The sequence below is a fragment of the Streptomyces sp. NBC_01264 genome, assembly GCF_026340675.1.
Lineage (GTDB): Bacteria > Actinomycetota > Actinomycetes > Streptomycetales > Streptomycetaceae > Streptomyces.
This window is the reverse complement of the sequence record NZ_JAPEOX010000002.1, coordinates 2,021,047-2,039,388: the sequence shown is the minus strand read 5'-3', so window position 1 is coordinate 2,039,388 and position 18,342 is coordinate 2,021,047. Positions and strand designations below refer to the sequence as shown.

13 protein-coding genes and 1 tRNA gene are annotated in these 18,342 nt (G+C 73.5%); 6 read left to right on the top strand and 8 right to left on the bottom strand.

Annotated elements, in window-relative coordinates:
• The first annotated feature begins 270 nt into the window (after positions 1–270).
• Positions 271–2,334, top strand: coding sequence for a phosphocholine-specific phospholipase C (locus OG435_RS42210; RefSeq protein WP_266885640.1), 2,064 nt, complete (start codon positions 271–273; stop codon positions 2,332–2,334).
• On the opposite strand, the gene OG435_RS42205 is transcribed toward OG435_RS42210, so the two are convergent.
• Positions 2,321–3,097 carry a hypothetical protein gene (locus OG435_RS42205; RefSeq protein ID WP_266885637.1) on the bottom strand — a complete coding sequence of 259 codons (777 nt, stop codon included), beginning with the start codon at positions 3,095–3,097 and terminating at the stop codon, positions 2,321–2,323. The two genes, OG435_RS42210 and OG435_RS42205, sit on opposite strands and share 14 nt — an antisense overlap.
• Positions 3,098–3,169: 72 nt before the next feature.
• Between OG435_RS42205 and OG435_RS42200 the strand changes: the two genes are divergently transcribed.
• A complete protein-coding gene (locus tag OG435_RS42200) occupies positions 3,170–3,925 on the top strand; it encodes an alpha/beta fold hydrolase (RefSeq protein WP_266885635.1) in 756 nt (251 codons plus the stop codon).
• Positions 3,926–3,943: 18 nt separating this feature from the next.
• Here the strand turns inward: OG435_RS42200 and OG435_RS42195 are convergent, their stop codons facing one another.
• Positions 3,944–5,074, bottom strand: coding sequence for an alpha/beta hydrolase (locus tag OG435_RS42195; RefSeq protein WP_266885633.1), 1,131 nt, complete (start codon positions 5,072–5,074; stop codon positions 3,944–3,946).
• 123 nt (positions 5,075–5,197) lie between these two features.
• Positions 5,198–5,270: transfer RNA gene (locus OG435_RS42190), tRNA-His, on the bottom strand.
• A gap of 218 nt (positions 5,271–5,488) precedes the next feature.
• On the opposite strand from OG435_RS42190, the gene OG435_RS42185 reads away from it, so the two are divergent.
• Positions 5,489–6,610, top strand: a complete 1,122-nt coding sequence (locus tag OG435_RS42185; protein ID WP_266885631.1) for an aminopeptidase P family protein — start codon at positions 5,489–5,491, stop codon at positions 6,608–6,610.
• Between the two features lie 31 nt (positions 6,611–6,641).
• Here OG435_RS42185 and OG435_RS42180 read toward each other — a convergent pair whose 3' ends face one another.
• Positions 6,642–7,421 (bottom strand): class I SAM-dependent methyltransferase, encoded by a 780-nt coding sequence (locus tag OG435_RS42180; RefSeq protein ID WP_266885629.1) that lies wholly within the window; start codon positions 7,419–7,421, stop codon positions 6,642–6,644.
• 71 nt (positions 7,422–7,492) lie between these two features.
• Positions 7,493–9,343, bottom strand: coding sequence for a malto-oligosyltrehalose trehalohydrolase (gene treZ, locus OG435_RS42175; RefSeq protein ID WP_266885627.1), 1,851 nt, complete (start codon positions 9,341–9,343; stop codon positions 7,493–7,495).
• 112 nt (positions 9,344–9,455) lie between these two features.
• Here treZ and OG435_RS42170 point away from each other — a divergent pair, with 112 nt between their 5' ends.
• Entirely contained in the window at positions 9,456–10,019 is a 564-nt protein-coding gene (locus tag OG435_RS42170; RefSeq protein ID WP_266885625.1) for a DUF1707 and FHA domain-containing protein, read from the top strand.
• Positions 10,020–10,156: 137 nt separating this feature from the next.
• Positions 10,157–10,627: a GNAT family N-acetyltransferase gene (locus OG435_RS42165; RefSeq protein WP_266885623.1), complete on the top strand. Its 471-nt coding sequence runs from the start codon at positions 10,157–10,159 to the stop codon at positions 10,625–10,627.
• A 46-nt stretch (positions 10,628–10,673) separates the two neighbouring features.
• On the opposite strand, the gene OG435_RS42160 is transcribed toward OG435_RS42165, so the two are convergent.
• Together OG435_RS42160 and treY are read right to left on the bottom strand one after the other, a co-directional pair.
• Positions 10,674–12,017 carry a M14 family zinc carboxypeptidase gene (locus OG435_RS42160; RefSeq protein WP_266885621.1) on the bottom strand — a complete coding sequence of 448 codons (1,344 nt, stop codon included), beginning with the start codon at positions 12,015–12,017 and terminating at the stop codon, positions 10,674–10,676.
• A gap of 283 nt (positions 12,018–12,300) precedes the next feature.
• Complete coding sequence (gene treY / locus OG435_RS42155; protein WP_266885619.1) at positions 12,301–14,640, bottom strand: malto-oligosyltrehalose synthase; 2,340 nt, start codon at positions 14,638–14,640, stop codon at positions 12,301–12,303.
• 82 nt (positions 14,641–14,722) lie between these two features.
• Here treY and OG435_RS42150 point away from each other — a divergent pair, with 82 nt between their 5' ends.
• Positions 14,723–16,006: an MFS transporter gene (locus OG435_RS42150; protein ID WP_266885616.1), complete on the top strand. Its 1,284-nt coding sequence runs from the start codon at positions 14,723–14,725 to the stop codon at positions 16,004–16,006.
• Between the two features lie 32 nt (positions 16,007–16,038).
• Here the strand turns inward: OG435_RS42150 and glgX are convergent, their stop codons facing one another.
• Positions 16,039–18,153 carry a glycogen debranching protein GlgX gene (glgX, locus tag OG435_RS42145; protein WP_266885612.1) on the bottom strand — a complete coding sequence of 705 codons (2,115 nt, stop codon included), beginning with the start codon at positions 18,151–18,153 and terminating at the stop codon, positions 16,039–16,041.
• Positions 18,154–18,342: the final 189 nt, after the last annotated feature.

Genomic DNA, 18,342 nt, shown 5'->3' with positions numbered 1-18,342 from the left:
GGTCCTGAGTACGGATGCTCAACCCGCCCGGGCGCCAGGTGAGTACGCGCCCGAAGGGAAGGGGAAGGGAGTGAAGAAAAGGGGAGGGAAGTGAACGGAAGTGAAAGAAAATGCTGCGTGGGGAAAGAACCGTCTGACGAGGTATTCCGTTCTCCAGGTGTACGGCTCACTGTCATGAAAGCAATGCCGACCGGTACCCCGGGGCCGCTGTTCTTGGGGCGCCCCTCGACACCCCCCGCACCCCGTCTCACCCGCAGAGGTCGTTACTCCATGACTGAATTGAATCGGCGCAGGTTCCTGCAGATCGCCGGTGGCGCCGCCGCCGTCACGATGCTGAACGAGAGCATCGCGCGGGCCGCCGCGATTTCGGCCCAGGGCAGCACGGGCACCATCCAGGACATCGAGCACATCGTCGTCCTCATGCAGGAGAACCGTTCCTTCGACCACTACTTCGGTGCGATGAAGGGGGTCCGCGGGTTCGGGGACCCGAGGCCGGTCATCCAGGACAACGGCAAGTCCGTCTTCCACCAGTCCAACGGCACGAAGGACATCCTGCCCTTCAACCCGCAGATCAACGACCTGGGCATGCAGTTCCTGACGGGGCTGAACCACGACTGGGCCGGCGGCCACCAGGCGTACAACAACGGCAAGTACGACAAGTGGGTCCCGGCCAAGACGGCCACGACCATGGCGTACATGACCCGGAACGACATCCCGTTCCACTACGCGCTCGCCGACGCCTTCACGGTGTGCGACGCCTACCACTGCTCCTTCATCGGAGCCACCGACCCCAACCGCTACTACCTGTGGTCGGGTTACACGGGCAACGACGGCGTGGGCGGCGGCCCGGTCCTCGGCAACCAGGAAGCCGGCTACGGCTGGAAGACCTACCCCGAGCGCCTGGAGGCGGCCGGAGTCTCCTGGAAGGTCTACCAGGACATCGGCGACGGCCTGAACGCCGCCGGCTCCTGGGGCTGGATCAACGACGCCTTCCGCGGCAACTACGGCGACAACTCGCTGCTGTACTTCAACAGCTTCCGCAACGCCCAGCCCGGCAGCGCCCTGTACGAGAAGGCCCGTACGGGTACCGACGTCAAGGCGGGCGGCACCTACTTCGACAAGCTGCGCGCGGACGTCGTGAACGGCACCCTCCCGAAGGTCTCCTGGATCGCGGCCCCCGAGGCATTCAGCGAGCACGCCAACTGGCCCACGAACTTCGGCGCCTGGTACATCTCGCAGGTCCTGGACTCGCTCACCGCGAACCCCGACGTGTGGGCGAAGACGGCCCTCTTCATCACCTACGACGAGAACGACGGCTTCTTCGACCACGTCGTCCCGCCGTACCCGCCCACGTCCTCCGCCTGGGGCCTGTCCACGGCGAGCGTCACCGGCGACCTGTACACCGGAGGCGTCTCCGGCTACGCCGCCGGCCCGTACGGGCTCGGCCCCCGCGTCCCGATGATCGTGGTCTCCCCGTGGAGCAAGGGCGGCTACGTCTGCTCCGAGACCTTCGACCACACCTCGGTGATCCGCTTCATGGAGAGGCGCTTCGGCGTGCAGGAGCCCAACATCTCCCCGTGGCGCCGCGCGGTCTGCGGAGACCTGACCTCGGCCTTCGACTTCACCCGGGCCGACTCCGCGCCCGCCGCCCTGCCGTCCACGGCCGCGTACGTGCCGCCGGACAAGAACCGCCACGCGTCCTACAACCCGGCCCCGCCCGCGACGGGCACCCTGCCCAAGCAGGAGGCCGGCGCCAAGCCGACGCGCGCCCTGGGCTACGCCCCGTACGTGGATGGCGTCGCCGCCGTCTCGACGGGCAAGTTCACCCTGACCTTCTCCTCGGGTCCCACCCTCGGCGCCCACTTCCACAGCACCTCGGGCAACCGTACGGACGGCCCGTGGCCCTACACGGTCGAGGCGGGCAAGACCCTGTCGGACACCTGGAGCACGAGCGCCTCCACCGGCAACCAGATCAACCTCACGGTCTGGGGCCCGAACGGCTTCCTGCGCACCTGGAAGGGCCCGGCGAAGAAGGCCGGCCCCGAGGCCACGGCCCGCCACTCGGGGTCCACCGGCAACCTGGTCCTGTCCCTGGCCAACGGCGGCACGGCGGCGGTCAACCTGACCGTCACCAACGCCTACGGCGGCACGGCCCAGGTCGTGCGCGTCGCGGCGGGCGCCACCGTCGCGCACACCGTGTCCCTGTCCGGCACGGCCCGCTGGTACGACGTCTCGGTCGTCTCCGACGCCGACACCACCTTCCTGCGCCGCTTCGCCGGCCACGTGGAAACGGGCGCGGCCGGAGTCTCGGACCCGGCGATCAAGACCGTCTGACGCGGTCGTCCGGCATGCGCAGCAGCCGCCGTTCCAGGACCGGGAGGTCGCGGGGACGGTGGCTGCGGGCGTGCCGGAGCAACAGGTCACGGGCGGTGTCCGGGACCCGGCGCCGCTTGGGGTGCCGGGTGGTGAACTCCTCGCTCGCGAAGAACCGCACGGCCGCGTCGAGCCCGCCGCGGTCGGTCTCCCGGACCGCCCACGCCAGATCCTCGGTCGCGGCGCCCACGAGCAGCCGCCCGGGAGCCAGTTCGGCCAGGAGCGAGGCCGCGTCGGTGGGGTGCTCGCGTACGGCCCCCTGCCAGGAGAAGGCGGCGGCCAGCGGGATCCGTGCCGGGCGCGGCGGATCCTCGCCGCGGGCCAGGGACCCGGCGTAGTCGCGCAGCGCCCCGGGTGCGGCGGCCGCCCACCGGGCCCGGTGCCGGGCGGGGATGCCGTCCGGGGCGTCGCGGTCGAGCAGCCGGGCGAGCGGTCCGGGCCGGACGGGCGGTACGTGCCGGATCGCGGGGTCGTCCGTGGTGTCGAGCGGGTCGGCCCTGTGCTCCATGCACATGCAGACGAAGTGGTCGATCCCGGGGTCGGCTTCCGCCGGCCCTCCGGAGCCCGGCTCGGGCACCTGTTCGGCGGGCCACAGGGCAAGGACCTCGGCGACCTCGGCCGGGTCGGTGATCTCGTACCACGCCGGCTGGTACCGGTGGCCGTCGGCGCTCTTCGCGTCGCGGACCCGGACGCGTTCGACGGCAACGGAAGGTGGGTTCGTCACGGTGTGATGGTAGGCGCGGTGGGCAGGACGTACGGCGGCAATACTTTCCGCCCCGTCACCGAGGGAGAACGCATGGCCATCGCCCACCGCAGGACCGGCACCGGCCCCGTCCGCGTCATCGTGCTGCACGACTGGTTCGGCACGTCCGCCAACTGGGGTTCCGTACTGGACCACCTGGACCCGCGGAAGTTCTCGTACGCCTTCCTCGACTACCGCGGCTACGGCGACCGCAGGGACGTCCCCGGCCGCTACACGCTCCCGGAGATCGCCGACGACGTGCTCGCGCTCGCCGACGAGCTCGGCTGGGACACCTTCTCCCTCCTCGGCCACTCCATGGGCGGCAAGGCCATGCAGCAGGTCCTCGTGCGCGCCCCCGAGCGGGTCGAGAAGCTGATCGGCATCAATCCGGTCCCCGCCGGTCCCTACGAGATGGACGACGCCACCCACGACCTCTTCTACGGGGCCGCCGCCGACGCGGGCAACCGCCGGGCCATCCTCGACATGGTCACCGGCCGCCGCGCGAGTCCGTACTGGCTGGAGCGGATGGTCCAGCACTCCCTCGACGTGTCCCTGCAGGAGGCCTTCGCCGCGTACCTCGCGAGCTGGCAGCCGCTCGACCTGTCGGCCGCGGTCAAGGGCAGTGCCGTCCCGGTCCTGGTCCTCGTCGGCGCGTACGACCTCGCGATCACCGCGGACTTCATGCGGGCCACCTGGCAGGTCTCGTACCCGAACTGCCGCGTCCAGCCGCTGCCCGGCGCCGGGCACTACCCCCCGCACGAGACCCCGGTGGCCTTCGCCACCGAGGTGGAGGCCTTCCTGCGCGGGTAGGGCGCGCGGCACCGCCCCTCAGTGCGGGCTCAGCCGTCCCACCAGCCACTCCAGGGCCGACGGCACCTCGCGCGCCCAGGTCTCGTAGTTGTGGCCGCCGCTCGCCAGGATGATCGAGAACGCCCGCGCGGGCGCCCGTACCGCGTCGATGAACTCGAGCGTCGCCGGGTACTGGTGCTCGCCCCTGCGGCTGCTCGCCACGAGCAGGGACACCGGCGGCTGCGGCAGGTTCCGCAGCCGCCACAGCAGGTCCTCCCGCTGCCCGCGGCCCGCGTCGCCACCGAAGAGATCGCCGGTGTCGGCGTCCCGCACGGCCGCGTACGGGGCCGACAGCGCGGCCGCCGCCCGGTAGGCGTCCGGCGTGCGCAGGGCCAGCTTCAGCGCGCAGTAGCCGCCCACCGAATTGCCCATCACCCCCCACCCCCGGGCATCCAGGGCGAGGCCGTAGTGCGAGGAGACCGCCGCCCGCAGGTCCCGCGCGAAGAAGGTCTGCGCCTGCGGCCCGCCCGGCACGTCCACGCACTGCGTGTCCCGGGGCGGCGCCACCGTCGGGGTCATCAGGACCAGCACCGCCGGCCGCATCCGGCCCGCCCGCACCGCGTCCAGCGCGAGCTGCGGATACCGCAGCCGGTCGATCAGCACCCCCGGCGTGCTCGGGAACCCGCTCAGCGCCAGCACCACCGGGAACTCCGCCCGCCGCCCGGCCGACGCGTGCACGTACTGCGGCGGCAGGTACACGTACCCCTGCCCCGACAGCCCGCTGCGGGCCCCGCGCACGGTCACCGCCTCGATCCGGCCGATCACCGCGGGGTCCTCGGAGCCGGCGTGCCGCCACGAGCGGGTTCCCCGCACCAGCACCGCCCCCGCGCCCGGCCCCGAGGCGTCCGCGCCCGCCGGCACCGGGTCCTCGCGGCGCAGGGACAGCAGGTCGTGCCAGGAGCCGTAGAAGCCGTACGAGGAATTCACCGCGAGCAGCAGCGCCGACCCGGCCGTCAGGGTGATCGCGAGCTGGATCCCCGCCCGCCCCAGCACCGGCCGCACCCCGCGCCCCGCGAGCCGGGGCCACAGCCACACCGCGGCCCCGAACACCGCCGCCGCCACGAGAGCGGCCAGGAACAGCGCCGGGGCACCCCCGATGTCCCATTTCATGTGATTGATCCTGCCAGGACTCCGGCGCACGAGCCCGGCCGGTCCCGACGCGCCGCTCCCGTGGTGGAACGAAAAAACCCGTAGGGGTTACGAGAAGACTCGTAACCCCTACGGGATCAACAGGGTGAGTGACGGGACTTGAACCCGCGGCCACCTGGACCACAACCAGGTGCTCTACCAACTGAGCTACACCCACCACGAAGGGCGGCGGACCGCCCGTTCGATGTGCAAGCACAGCATAGCTGATCAGCGGGGTACCCCCGCGACGCCTTTTCCGGCGACCCGGCCCCCGGGCTCCTTTCGGGCCCTCCGGCGCTCGAGGGCCGGGTCCGGGCAGAGCCCCGGCCGGGGCGGGGCGGGGCCGATCGGCGCGGCCCCCTGACGCCCGGGGGCCGGGCGCGGGAGGATCCCGTCATGGACCACGACTTCGATCCCTTCACGGCCGCCGACTACGCCGCCCGGATGGCCGCCGCCGCTCAGGCCGCCGCCGACGCGGGGCTGGCAGGCCTGCTGGTCGCCCCCGGGCCCGACCTGGCCCACCTCACCGGGTACCGGCCCGTCGACACCGAGCGGATGACCCTGCTCGTCCTCGCCGCCGGGCAGGACCCCGTCCTCGTCGTGCCCGCGCTGGAGGCACCCGACGCGGCGAAGTCCCCCGGCGGGGACGCGCTGACCCTGCGGGACTGGGCCGACGGGAAGAACCCGTACGCCGTCACCTCGCCGCTGCTGGACGTGACCGGCCGCTTCGGGGTCAGCGACAACGCCTGGGCGCTGCACCTGCTGGGACTGCATCGGGAGTTGCCGACCACCTCGTACGTCTCGCTGAGCGATGCGCTGCCGATGCTGCGCGCGGTCAAGGACGAGCGCGAGCTGGCCCGGCTCGCGGCGGCCGGCGAGGCGGCGGACGCCGCGTACGAGCAGATCCTCCACGTCCCCTTCGCAGGGCGCCGGGAGAGCGACGTCGCCGCCGACCTGGACGCGCTGCTGCGCGTGCACGGCCACTCCCAGGTGGACTTCACCGTCGTCGGCTCCGGCCCGAACGGCGCCAACCCGCACCACGAAGCCGGCGACCGGGTCATCCAGCACGGGGACATGGTGGTCCTCGACTTCGGCGGCCTCAAGCACGGCTACGGCTCCGACATCTCCCGCACCGTCCACGTCGGCGCGCCCACGGAGGAGGAGCAGCGCGTCCACGACATCGTCCGCGAGGCCCAGTTGGCGGGCGTGGCGGCGGCCCGGCCGGGGGCCGCCTGCCAGGACGTGGACCGGGCGGCGCGCGCGGTGATCACCGAGTTCGGCTACGGCGAGCAGTTCATCCACCGCACGGGCCACGGCATCGGAGTCACCACGCACGAGCCGCCGTACATGGTGGAGGGGGAGGAGCAGCCCCTCGTCCCCGGGATGTGCTTCTCCGTGGAGCCGGGGATCTACCTCCCGGGGCGGTTCGGGGTCCGGATCGAGGACATCATCACGGTCACCGCGGACGGCTGCCGCAGCTTCAACAGCGCCTCCCGGGAGCTGGCCCTCGTGGAGTAGCCGCAGATGCCCGCCGCCCCCTCGCCGGGGCTCAGTCCCCGGCGAGGACCAGGCGGTAGCCGTAGTCCGTGCTCTCCCGCTCTAGCAGGCCGGCGTGGCGCCGCTGCCAGGCCCCCGAGCGGAGGTCTTCGCGGAGCCGGGCCACCGCCGGTTCCAGGAGCGAGGGCGGCAGGGTCGCCAAGGTGGACATGGAGGCCCGTACGACGGGATCGAGGTAGGACTCGGGACGGCGCCAGTAGGCGGCCCGGAATCCGTCGGTGAAATCGTGCGGGATGGGGAAGGGCAGTACGGTGTGCGCGTCCAGCGCTTCGGTCACCTCGGACAGCGGGGTGAAGCGAGCCCGGTCGAACTCCCGCACCTCCGGCAGGTATTCCTCGATGAGCCACAGCTCCGGCCGGTGGTCCGGGTCCCAGGTGAAGACGGCCTGGCGCCGCGAGACCCGGCGCAGCTCAGCGAGCCCGCGGGCGGGGTCCGGCCAGTGGTGGACGGTCAGTACGGCCATGGCCGCGTCGAACTCCTTGTCCTCGAAGGGGAGTTCCCCCGCCACCCCCTTGATCTTCCGGATGCCGGGATGCTGGTCGAGCATGACCTGGGAGGGATCCACCGCCGTCACCTCGCGGTCGTCGGGCTCGTACGACCCGGCGCCCGCGCCGACGTTGACCACGGTACGGGCGTCCCCCAGGCCGCCCGCGATCAGCGCGGCCAGCCGGGGATCGGGCCGCCGGACCTCCCGGTAACCCACCCCGATCCGGTCGTACTTGGCCGTCTGCCCACCATCACCTGAGGATGCCCTGTCGGATTCGATCTTCATGGGGCCGATCCCATCAGACGGCCCCGCGCCCGCGCGACCGGGTTTACGGGCGGCGAGCGCGAGCGTGAGCCCTAAGGGCCCAGCACCACCGCCGACTCGGCCGGTACGTGGACCCGCCCGTCGGCGTCCGGATGCTCGACGGGGAGCCAGGCGGCCAGCACCCGGACCCCGTTGCGGCCGAGCGCGACGGTGACCGGCTCCCGGGAGAGGTTCACCACCACGCGGACGTCACCCCGGCGGAAGGTCAGCCAGCGGCGCTCCTCGTCATGGGCGATCCGCAGCGCCGCCAGATCGGGATCGCGCAGGTCGGAGTGGGTGCGGCGGAGCGCGATCAGGGTGCGGTACCAGTCCAGGAGGCGGGCGTGGGACGCGCGGGCCGGTTCCGCCCAGTCGAGGCAGGAGCGGTCCCGGGTGGCCGGGTCCTGGGGGTCGGGGATCTCCTCCGCCTTCCAGCCGTGCTCCGCGAACTCCCGCCGCCGGCCCGCCCGTACGGCCTCGGCGAGCTCCTCGTCGGGATGGTCGGTGAAGTACTGCCACGGAGTGCCGGCGCCCCACTCCTCGCCCATGAACAGCATCGGCACGAACGGCCCGGTCAGCGCCACCGTCGCCGCGCACGCCAGCAGCCCGGGGGACAGGGAGGCCGCGAGCCGGTCGCCCAGCGCCCGGTTGCCGATCTGGTCGTGGGTCTGGGTGTAGCCGAGGAAGCGGTGCGCCGGGGTGCGGCCGCGGTCCACCGCGCGGCCGTGGTGGCGGCCCCGGAAGGAGGACCAGGTCCCGTCGTGGAAGAAGGCCCGCGTCATGGTCTTGGCGAGGGCCCCGAGCGGGGCCTCGGCGAAGTCCGCGTAGTACGCCTGGGATTCACCGGTCAGCGCACAGTGCAGGGCGTGGTGGAAGTCGTCGTTCCACTGCGCGTGCAGGCCCAGGCCCCCGGCGGCGCGCGGGTTCGTGGTGCGCGGATCGCAGCGGTCGGACTCCGCGATCAGGAACAGCGGCCGGCCCGTCTCGGCGGCCAGCTCGTCCACCGCCGCGGACAGTTCCTCCAGGAAGGTCAGCGCCCGGTCGTCGGCGAGCGCGTGCACCGCGTCCAGCCGCAGCCCGTCGATCCGGTAGTCGCGCAGCCAGGCCAGGGCGCTGCCCAGGAAGTACGCGCGCACCTCGTCGGAGCCGGGCGCGTCCAGGTTCACCGCCGCGCCCCAGGGCGTGTGGTGGGTCTCGGTGAAGTACGGGCCGAAGACGGGGAGGTGGTTGCCGGAGGGGCCGAGGTGGTTGTGGACCACGTCGAGCACCACGCCGAGCCCGGCGGCGTGCGCGGCCTCCACGAACCGGACCAGCCCGGCCGGGCCCCCGTACGGCTCGTGCACCGCCCAGGGCGCGACTCCGTCGTACCCCCAGCCGTGCCGCCCGGGGAAGGAGCAGACCGGCATCAGCTCGACGTGGGTGACGCCGAGCGCGGTGAGGTGGCCGAGGCGGGCGGCGGCCGCGTCGAAGGTGCCCTCGGGGGTGAAGGTGCCGATGTGCAGCTCGTACAGGACGGCGTCCTGGAGCGACACCCGGGGCGCGGGGGCCGGTTCTCCGGGGGCGAGGGAGGCGAAGTCGACCACGGCGGAGAGCCCCTCGGTGCCCTCCGGCAGCCGCCGCCCGCGCGGATCGGGCCGTACGGGGTGCACGTGGTCGGGATGCGCGGCGTCGTGCCCGGGGTGCTCCGCGTGCTGCCCGGGGTGTACCGGGTCGCGCGGATCGTCCCCGGGGAAACGTGCCTGAGGGCCCCCGCCCAGCTGGAACCCGTAGCGGGATCCGTCCCGCGCCGGCGCCTCCACGACCCACCAGCCGGCGCGCTCCGGATCGTGGGCCATGGCGTACTCGGCCCCGTCGAGCCGCAGTGCGACCCGGTCTGTCAGCGGTGCCCACACCTCGAACTGCACGGACGGTCCCCTCGTCTGGCGGCGCTACCCCAACCTGCGTGTCCGGGCCATCATCTCCGGCCGGGCGCGGGAGTTCTGGACACTCTGCCCCCGACAGGCCGACAATCACCTGGTGACGTCCAGTTTCGAGTTCCCCTCCTTCCCCGCACCGCGGCTCTCCGATGCCGAGCGTGACCGTGCCCTGGGCCAGCTCAGGGAGGGCGCCGCCGTAGGAAAGCTGTCGCACGACACCTTCCTGCGCCGCATGGAACTCGCCCTCGTGGCCCGTCGCTCCGAGGACCTCGCCGTCCTCACCGCGGACCTGGAGGGCAGGGAGGCCGGGGAGAGCCCGTGGACCCGGCGGCTGTTCGGCTGGGTGGGCCGGGTCTCGGCGGTGTCCGTCGGGGTGCGCCGGGCCTGGGCCGTGGAGAAGCTCCCCACGCTGCTCCTCCCGCACCCGAGCGCCGGACCGCTGCGGATCGGCCGCGACCCGGGCAACGGGCTGCGCCTGAGCCACGAGACGGTCTCGCGGGCCCACGCGGAGCTGGGCATCCGGGACGGGGTCTGGGTGGTGCGCGACCTCGGCTCGACGAACGGGACCACGGTCAACGGGCGCCGGGTGACGGGCTCCGCGGTGGTGCGGGACGGGGACCAGATCGGCTTCGGACGGATGAGCTTCAGGCTGTCGGGCGGCTGAGGGCCGGGGGCGGTGGGCCGAGGTCCGGGTCGGCTGAGGCCGGCGGATGTGGGCTGAGGTCCGGAGCCCCCGGGAGCGCGGCGCCGATCCGGGACCCGGGTGGCGTCCGGATGCGGGGCGTGCGGAGGATGGCACCCATGGAACACACGTCTGCCGCCCCCGTCGTCCGGCCCGCGCGCCCCGAGGACCTGCCCCGGCTGGTCGAGCTGATGCGCGAGCACATGGTGTACGAGAGGTCCGCGCCCCGGCCGGCCGGTCTCGGCGACCGGCTCGGCGCGCAGCTGTTCGCCGAGGGGGCCCGGTTGTGGGTGCTGCTGGCCGAGACCCCGCGGGGCGAGGTCGCCGGGTACGCCGCCTGCTCGGCCGAGTTCTCCTTCTGGGAGGCCCGCCACTACCTGCACATGGACTGCCTCTACCTGGCCGAGGAGGCCCGCGGACACGGGCTCGGTGCCGCCCTGATGGACGGGGTGGCCGCACTCGCCCGCGAGCTGGGCCTCGGCCACGTCGAGTGGCAGACGCCCGACTGGAACGAGGGTGCGATCCGCTTCTACGACCGGCTCGGAGCCACCGGCAAGCCGAAGCTCCGGTACGCCCTGCCGGTGGAGTAGGCCGCACGGCCGCGCCGGGCGGCGGCCCGGCCCGGGCTGCCCCCGGCTACAGGCCCGCCGCCACGAGCCGGTCGTAGGCGGCCAGGACGACCCGGGACTGGTGTTCCACCTGCGTGGCGACCGGGACCCAGCGGGCCTGGAAGCGGTCCCCGAACTCCTCGCACCAGCCCGTGACGAGCCGGTCCACGGCCGGCGCCGCCGGGTGCCCCTGGGCGCGCAGCACCCGGAGCAGCATCGCCGCGGCGCGCAGGGAGAGCCTCCGGCCGAAGGCGTCGATGCTGCCGATGTACGCCGCCGTCGCCTCGGCGGGGGCCCCGGGGCCCGTCCACTCGGCGGCGATCCGGGGGATCAGCGCGAGCGTCCAGTCCACGGCGCGCAGCAGGGCCGCGGCGTCCGGATCCGTACCGCCGGCCGCGCCCTCCCGCAGGGCCGCCACCCGCGCGGCGTCGGCGGTGAGCCGGCCGGCCAGGACGCGCAGGGCGGCGCGGGGGTCGGGGTGCGGGGCCGGGTCGTCCACCAGGTCCGAGGCCCACATGGGGACTTCGACGATCGCGGTGGTGCCGGCGTGGCGGTGGGCGTGGTACCAGGTGCTGAGCCGGGTGTCCTCGGGGTGGAACGGCCCGTCGGCCGTGGTCCCGGGCTCGGGCATCACGAAGATCCCCGCCCCCGGCGAGGGCCAGCCCGAGGCGTCGGAGGCGCTGGTCTCCACCGGGATGTGCAGCTCGGCGGCCGATTTCCCGAAGGGCTCGGCGAGACCGGGTATGTCCCGGGTCAGCTGCACCCAGGAGCCGCCGAGATCGGTTCCGTGCAGGGAGACCTGGAGGGCGGGCCGGAGTTCGTCGATGAGCCGGGTCAGGGCGAGGGTCTCCGGCGGGAGACGGTCCGGGGGCAGTAAAGACGGCGCCCACTCGGGCTGTTCGGGACCGGGCGGCCGGAAGAAGTTCCGGTGGTAGTCGAGCAGCGAGTACGGGCGGGGCGTGCGGTGCAGGGCCGCGCCGTCGGGGTCGGCGCAGAGCAGGAAGTGCCAGGTGGTTCCGGCGGCGGGGACGAGGGCGGGTGCGGGTGCGACCCCGGCGCCGGCGCGTGTTGCCGCACCGTCGGCCTCGGTTCCGCCGGTACCCGTGGCTTCGTGGATGAGCCTGCGGGCCAGCGCGAGGGCGGTGGCCCCGCCGACGGGCTCGTTGGCGTGGGCGCCGGCGACGACCAGCACGTTCGGAGCGGTCTCCGTCGCCGTCGCGGGGCCCACGGAGAGCAGCCACAGGGGCTCCCCGGCCCGGGACGCGCCGATCCGGCGGAGCCGGGCCAGCGCGGGGTGTTCATCGGCCAGGGCGCGGGCGGCCAGGGCCAGTTCGTGGGGGGTGGGGTAGCACATGTCACGGATGAGGGTCACAGGTGATCCCATTCCCGCCGGGAGCCCGCCCTAGCCGTCCTGGCCCGCCCCGGGTGCCGCTGCGCGGAGCCGCTCCCCGCCCCGGACCCCGTCCGGTCATATCCAGCCTCGCCGGCGTTTGAGGCGCGGGGTCTGGGGCGGAGCTCCGGAGTCTTCCGGGTCCGGGCGGAGTCCGGGGAACGGTGGAAGGGCGGGGCGGGGAGGGCCCCGCGCAGCGGCGGTCCGGCCCCGGGGGGCACGTCCGGTCCGGCCCCGGGGGTCACGTCCGGTCCGGCCGCGGGTGTCACGTCCGGTCCGGGGCCTCCCGGAGGAGGACGGCCACCGGGGAGGCGTCGCCGAGGAGCTCCGCGAGCGGAAGCTCACCCGTGTACGAGACCGCGGGCGCCGCCCCGAGGAGCGGCAGGGGCCGCCAGCGCCCGGGCGGCAGGGGCAGGGCCGTGTCCCGCCAGCCGCCCGCCCCGGCCAGCCCGTGCGACAGCCGGGTGACCACCGCCACCAGGCCGGCCGAGCGGGCGAAGGCCACGCAGTGCTCCGCCGCCGGGCCCCGGGCGGGCAGCGCCTCGTAGCCGGCGAACAGCTCCGGCTCGCTCCGGCGCAGCCGCAGCAGGGCGGCGGTGAGGGCGAGCTTCTCCTCGGCCGTCCCGGCCGGCGCGGCCCCCGCGTCCAGTCGGGCCAGGGCCTCCCGGGGGAAGACGGCGGGCCGCCGGTTGTCCGGGTCGACCAGGGCCCGGTACTCCGTCTCAGAGCCCTGGTAGACCTCCGGAACCCCGGGCACGGCCAGGTGCAGCAGCGCCGCGCCGAGCAGGTTGGCGCGGGCCGCCGCCGCCAGGGCGCCGGCCGGCTCCGGCGCGGACTTCGGGAGGTGTTCCGGGACCGTGGCCTCGTACGCGGGGTCCTGCTCGGTCCAGGTGGTGTGCAGGGCGGCTTCGCGGACGGCCTTCAGCAGGGCCTGCGCGAGCCGGTCGGAGCGCTCCGCGGCGGCGCCGTCGGCCCCGAGTCCGAACGCCGTCTGCCAGGCCACCCAGGCGAGTTGGGGATCCGCCCCGGCCGGCGCCGGTACGGCCTGCGGATCCTGCGAGAGCGCCGAGATCCGCGCCCGGACGTCCGCGCTGCGCTTCGTGTCGTGCGTGGTCAGCACCGTCCCGGAGCGGGGCCACCATCGCGCCCGCTCGGCGCAGTACGCGTGGAACTCCGCCACCGTGACCGCCGGAGCCCCCGGATCCCCGCCCACCTCCGTGGCCGACAGCAGCGGGGCGTACCGGTAGAACGCCCTGTCCTCCAGGGACTTGGCGCGCAGGGCCGCCGAGGTCTGGGCGAAGCGGGCCGCGAAGGCCGGGTCCCGCAGCAGGAGTTCGCGTACGCCCCCCACCGGGGCCGCACCGGCCTCGGCGGCGGCCCGCTCCAGGGCCTCGGGCGCGGGGTGCGGATCGCCCGGGTAGGGCCGGTAGACGGGGTAGGCGATGAGCAACTCGCGGACGGCACTGGCATGTTCCGGACCGGCCAGTCGCTCCAGGGTGGCGAGCTCGGCGGCCAGGTCCCCGGTCAGGACCTCCCGGGCGGCCGCCGCGGCGGTCCGCTCCCACCGGGGCTGCCCGGTCTCCTCGCGGAACCGGGCGTCGAGCCGGGCGGCGCCGGCCGGGTCGGTCAGTACCCCGTCCACCCGGTACAGCGCGTCGTACCCGGTGGTCCCGGCCACCGGCCAGGCGGGAGCCAGCCGTTCCTCGCGGGCCAGGATCTTCTCGACCACTACCCAGCAGTCCCGGCCGACGGCGTCCCGCAGTCGCCGCAGGTAGCCCTCGGGGTCCGCCAGGCCGTCCACGTGGTCGATCCGCAGCCCCTCGACGACCCCGTCCCGGACCAGCTCCAGCACCTTGGCGTGGGTGACGCCGAAGACCTCGGGGTCCTCGACGCGCACCCCGATCAGCTCCGAAATGGTGAAGAAACGGCGGTAGTTGAGGCCGGTCCGGGCCTCGCGCCAGCACGCCGGCCGGTACCACTGGGCGGCGAGCAGCGCCGCCGGCTCCAGATGGGCCGTGCCCTCCCGGAGCGGGAACTCCAGCTCCCCGATCCGCAGCACGGCCCGCTCGCCCCGCCCGTCGGCCTCGATCGCGGTCTCGATTTCGCCGGGATCCAGCGGCTCCGCGAGCACGGGCAGCAGCAGCTGCCCCCCGCCCGCCTCCCAGTCGATGTCGAACCAGCGCGCGTACGGCGAGCCGGGCCCCTCCCGGGCCACCTCCCACAGGGGCCGGTTGAGGCGGAGCGGCGCGGGCAGCGCCATGTGGTTCGGCACGATGTCGAGCACCAGTGCGAGACCGTGCGCACGGGCCTCGGCGGCCAGGGCCCGCAGCCCGTCCTCCCCGCCCAGCTCCACCCGGACCCGGGTGTGGTCGGTGACGTCGTACCCGTGGGACGAACCGGGCACCGCCTCCAGTACGGGGGACAGGTGCAGGTGCGACGCTCCGAGCGAGGCGAGGTACGGCACGGCGGCCCGCACGTGCCCGAAGGTGAACTCGGGGTGCAGCTGGAGACGGTAGGTCGACGCCGGGGTGACGGCCGGTGGTCCATCGGGTTCGGGCCGGTTGAACTCGGGACTCGGGCGACCGGTGCGCGGGGGCAGGCTCATGAGAACGTACGTACCCAGGATGCGGGATTCCGTGCCATGACCCAATGCATCCGGGTGACTGCGCCGGGTTAACGTTGCTCAAGTGTTTGGAACCGTCAACACCTATCGAAAAGTCATTGCCCTGACCGGGCCCCTACTCCCGCTCGTCTCCTTCTTCGCCCGACTGCCCGTCGCGATGTCGCAGTTCGGCAGTGTCCTCCTCGTCGCCGAGACCAGCGGTTCCCTCGCCACCGCGGGCATAGTCGGCGGCACCCTCTCCGCCGGACAGGTGGTCTTCGGACCCGTCCTGGGCCGGCTCGCCGACCGTCACGGGCAGCGTTCCGTCGTCCTGACGGCCGCCGCGGTCAACGCGGTGGCCACCGCCGCCCTGGTGGCCGGGGCACTCTCCGACCTCGCCACCGTCCCGCTCGCCGCGATCGGCTTCGTCACCGGGGCCTCCGTCCCGCTGATCGGACCGCTCGCCCGTACCCGCTCCGTGGCCCTGGCCCACCGCGCCAAGTCCGACGAGGGCGTCGTGGGCGCCATCCACTCCCTCGAGGGCACCCTGGACGAGGTCTCCTTCGTCTTCGGTCCCGCCCTCGTGGGCCTGGCCACCCTGGCCCTGCACCCCGCCGTCGCCCTCGGCGGCGCGGCCGCCCTCGTCGCCGTCTTCGGCAGCCTCTACGCACTGCACCCGACCGCCGCCGTCACGGCCGGAGTCCCCGCGGGAGTCCGCCGGGAGAAGGAACGCACCCGGGTCCGCCACCCCCGCGTGGTCTTCGCGGTCCGGGGCTCCCTCGCCCTGCAGGGCGCCATGTTCGGCGCCTGCCAGGCCGGAATCGCCGCCCTGACCGCACAGTTGGGCGTCCCCGGCCAGGCCGGCATCGTGTACGCGGCCATGGGGGTCGTCAGCGCCGCCGTCGGGCTCTCGCTCGGCGCGCTGCCCGCCCGCTTCGGGCTGCGGCTGCGCTGGCGGTGGGCCACCGCCGCCGCGCTCGTGCTCTCCGTACCGCTGCTCTTCACGCAGACGCTGTGGCCGCTGTACGTGGTCGTCACCGTGCTCGGAGCCGCCTACGCCCCGCACCTGATCACCGCCTTCGCCATCACCGAGCGCGCGGTGAGCCCCTGCCGGCTCGCCGAGTCGATGGCCTTCGCCGCCAGCTCGCTCGTCGCCGGCCAGGCCGCCTCGCTCGCCGTCTCCGGGCGGCTCGCCGAGTGGTACGGGCCCTCCGCGGCCTTCGCGGTGGCCGTGGGGGCGGCCGCCCTGTGCCTGGTCCTGGCCCTGGTCACCAAGGTGCCGTCGACCCGCACGCACGCCCCGGTGGCCGCCGGCGGCGGCGCCCGTCCGGACCTCCTCCTGGAGGGCGCCGCCTACGCCGGGCACTGAGGCGGCGCCCGTGCCGGGCGCTGAAGCGGCGCCTATGCCGGGCGCTGAAGCACCACCAGACACCGTCCTGTCAGTGTCACCCGGTCCCCGGCCGCGTACTGCGGCCCGGTACCGGGTGGCAGTACCTCCGGCCGCGCCGTGTCCACGACCAGGCGCCACTGCGCGCCGTGCCCGGCCGGGACCGTGAAGTCCTGCGCCTCGGCGCCCGCGTTGAACATCAGCAGGAACGAGTCGTCGGTGATCCGCTCCCCACGGGTGCCGGGCTCCGAGATGGCCTCCCCGTTCAGGAACACCGCCATCGCCCGCGCGTGCTGCGCCTGCCAGTCGCGGGCCCGCATCTCCTCGCCGTGCGGGGTGAACCAGGCGATGTCCGAGAGCTCGTCGTGCGTCCCCTCCACCGGCCGGCCGTGGAAGAAGCGCCGCCGCCGGAACACCGGATGCTCCCGCCGCAGCCACACCATCCGCCGGGTGAACTCCAGCAGGGCGGGCGCCGGCTTTCCGGGCTCGGGCCAGTTCACCCACGACAGCTCGTTGTCCTGGCAGTAGGCGTTGTTGTTGCCGCCCTGGGTGCGGGCGAACTCGTCGCCGTGGCTGATCATCGGGACGCCCTGCGACAGCATCAGCGTCGCGATGAAGTTGCGCATCTGCCGCTCGCGCAGCTCCACGGTCTCGGGGTCCTCCGTCGGTCCCTCCACCCCGCAGTTCCAGGAGCGGTTGTGGGTCTCGCCGTCCCGATTGCCCTCGCGGTTGGCCTCGTTGTGCTTCTCGTTGTACGAGACCAGGTCGTTCAGGGTGAACCCGTCGTGGCAGGTGGTGAAGTTGATCGAGGCCAGCGGACGCCGGCCGTCGTCCTGGTAGAGGTCGGAGGAACCCGTCAGCCGGCCCGCGAACTCCGCGAGCGTGCGCGGCTGCCCGCGCCACAGGTCCCGTACGGTGTCCCGGTACTTGCCGTTCCACTCGGTCCACAGCGGCGGGAAGTTGCCCACCTGGTAGCCGCCTTCGCCCAGGTCCCAGGGCTCCGCGATCAGCTTGACCTGGCTGACCACGGGATCCTGCTGGACCAGGTCGAAGAACGAGGACAGCCGGTCCACTTCGTGGAACTGGCGGGCCAGCGTGGCCGCCAGGTCGAAGCGGAAGCCGTCCACGTGCATCTCGGTGACCCAGTAGCGCAGCGAGTCCATGATCAGCTGGAGCACGTGCGGGGAGCGCATCAGCAGCGAGTTCCCGGTGCCCGTGGTGTCCATGTAGTGCCGCGGATCGTCCGCGAGCCGGTAGTACGAGGCGTTGTCCAGCCCCCGGAAGGACAGGGTCGGGCCCAGGTGGTTCCCCTCGGCGGTGTGGTTGTAGACCACGTCGAGGATCACCTCGATGCCCGCCTCGTGCAGGGCCCGGACGGCCGACTTGAACTCCAGCACCTGCTGGCCGCGGTCGCCCGAGGCGTAGCCGTTGTGCGGGGCGAAGAAGCCGATGGTGTTGTAGCCCCAGTAGTTGCTGAGCCCGTCGTCCACCAGGCGGTGGTCGTTGACGAACTGGTGGACCGGCATCAGCTCCAGCGCCGTCACCCCCAGCTTGGTCAGGTGCCCGATGACCGCCGGGTGCGCGAGCGCCCCGTACGTGCCGCGCAGCTCCTCGGGGAGGTCCGGGTGGCGCATGGTCAGGCCCTTCACGTGGGCCTCGTAGAGCACGGTGTGGTGGTACTCGTGCCGTGGGGGCCGGTCGTTGGCCCAGTCGAAGTACGGGTTGACCACGACCGAACTCATGCTCTTGGGCGCGGAGTCCAGATCGTTGCGGGAGTCGGGACGGCCGAAGTGGTAGCCGTACACCTCCTCGCCCCAGTCGACGCTCCCCGCGACGGCCCGCGCGTACGGGTCCAGGAGCAGCTTCGCCGCGTTGCAGCGCCGGCCGCGCTCCGGCTCGTAGGGGCCGTGCACCCGGAACCCGTAGCGCTGACCGGGCATGATGCCCGGCAGATAGGCGTGCCGGACGAACGCGTCGGTCTCCCGCAGTTCGATCGCGGTCTCCGAACCGTCGTCGTGCAGCAGACACAGTTCGATGCGTCGGGCGGCCTCCGAATAGACCGCGAAATTGGTGCCGGCGCCGTCATACGTGGCACCGAGCGGATACGCCTGTCCCGGCCAGACCTGCATAGAAAACGACTCTTCCCCTCTGTGTCGGGCTGATCCGGCGTGGACCACGTCACTGGCAGATCTTCCCCGAAAGAGGGCTTCCACGCGGGGACTTGGGAGGGTCCTACCGGGTGACCCGGAGAGCTGATAAGAGGGTGGCCGGACGATGGGGAGATCCGATCGTCACCAGAGCGGATAATGAGCCAACGG

Coding starts and splice junctions, on each gene's coding strand:
- glgX (WP_266885612.1), bottom strand. CDS start 18,153: ATGCAGGTCTGGCCGGGACAGGCGTATCCGCTCGGTGCCACGTATGAC.
- OG435_RS42195 (WP_266885633.1), bottom strand. CDS start 5,074: ATGAAATGGGACATCGGGGGTGCCCCGGCGCTGTTCCTGGCCGCTCTC.
- treY (WP_266885619.1), bottom strand. CDS start 14,640: ATGAGCCTGCCCCCGCGCACCGGTCGCCCGAGTCCCGAGTTCAACCGG.
- OG435_RS42180 (WP_266885629.1), bottom strand. CDS start 7,421: ATGAAGATCGAATCCGACAGGGCATCCTCAGGTGATGGTGGGCAGACG.
- OG435_RS42185 (WP_266885631.1), top strand. CDS start 5,489: ATGGACCACGACTTCGATCCCTTCACGGCCGCCGACTACGCCGCCCGG.
- OG435_RS42210 (WP_266885640.1), top strand. CDS start 271: ATGACTGAATTGAATCGGCGCAGGTTCCTGCAGATCGCCGGTGGCGCC.
- OG435_RS42165 (WP_266885623.1), top strand. CDS start 10,157: ATGGAACACACGTCTGCCGCCCCCGTCGTCCGGCCCGCGCGCCCCGAG.
- OG435_RS42200 (WP_266885635.1), top strand. CDS start 3,170: ATGGCCATCGCCCACCGCAGGACCGGCACCGGCCCCGTCCGCGTCATC.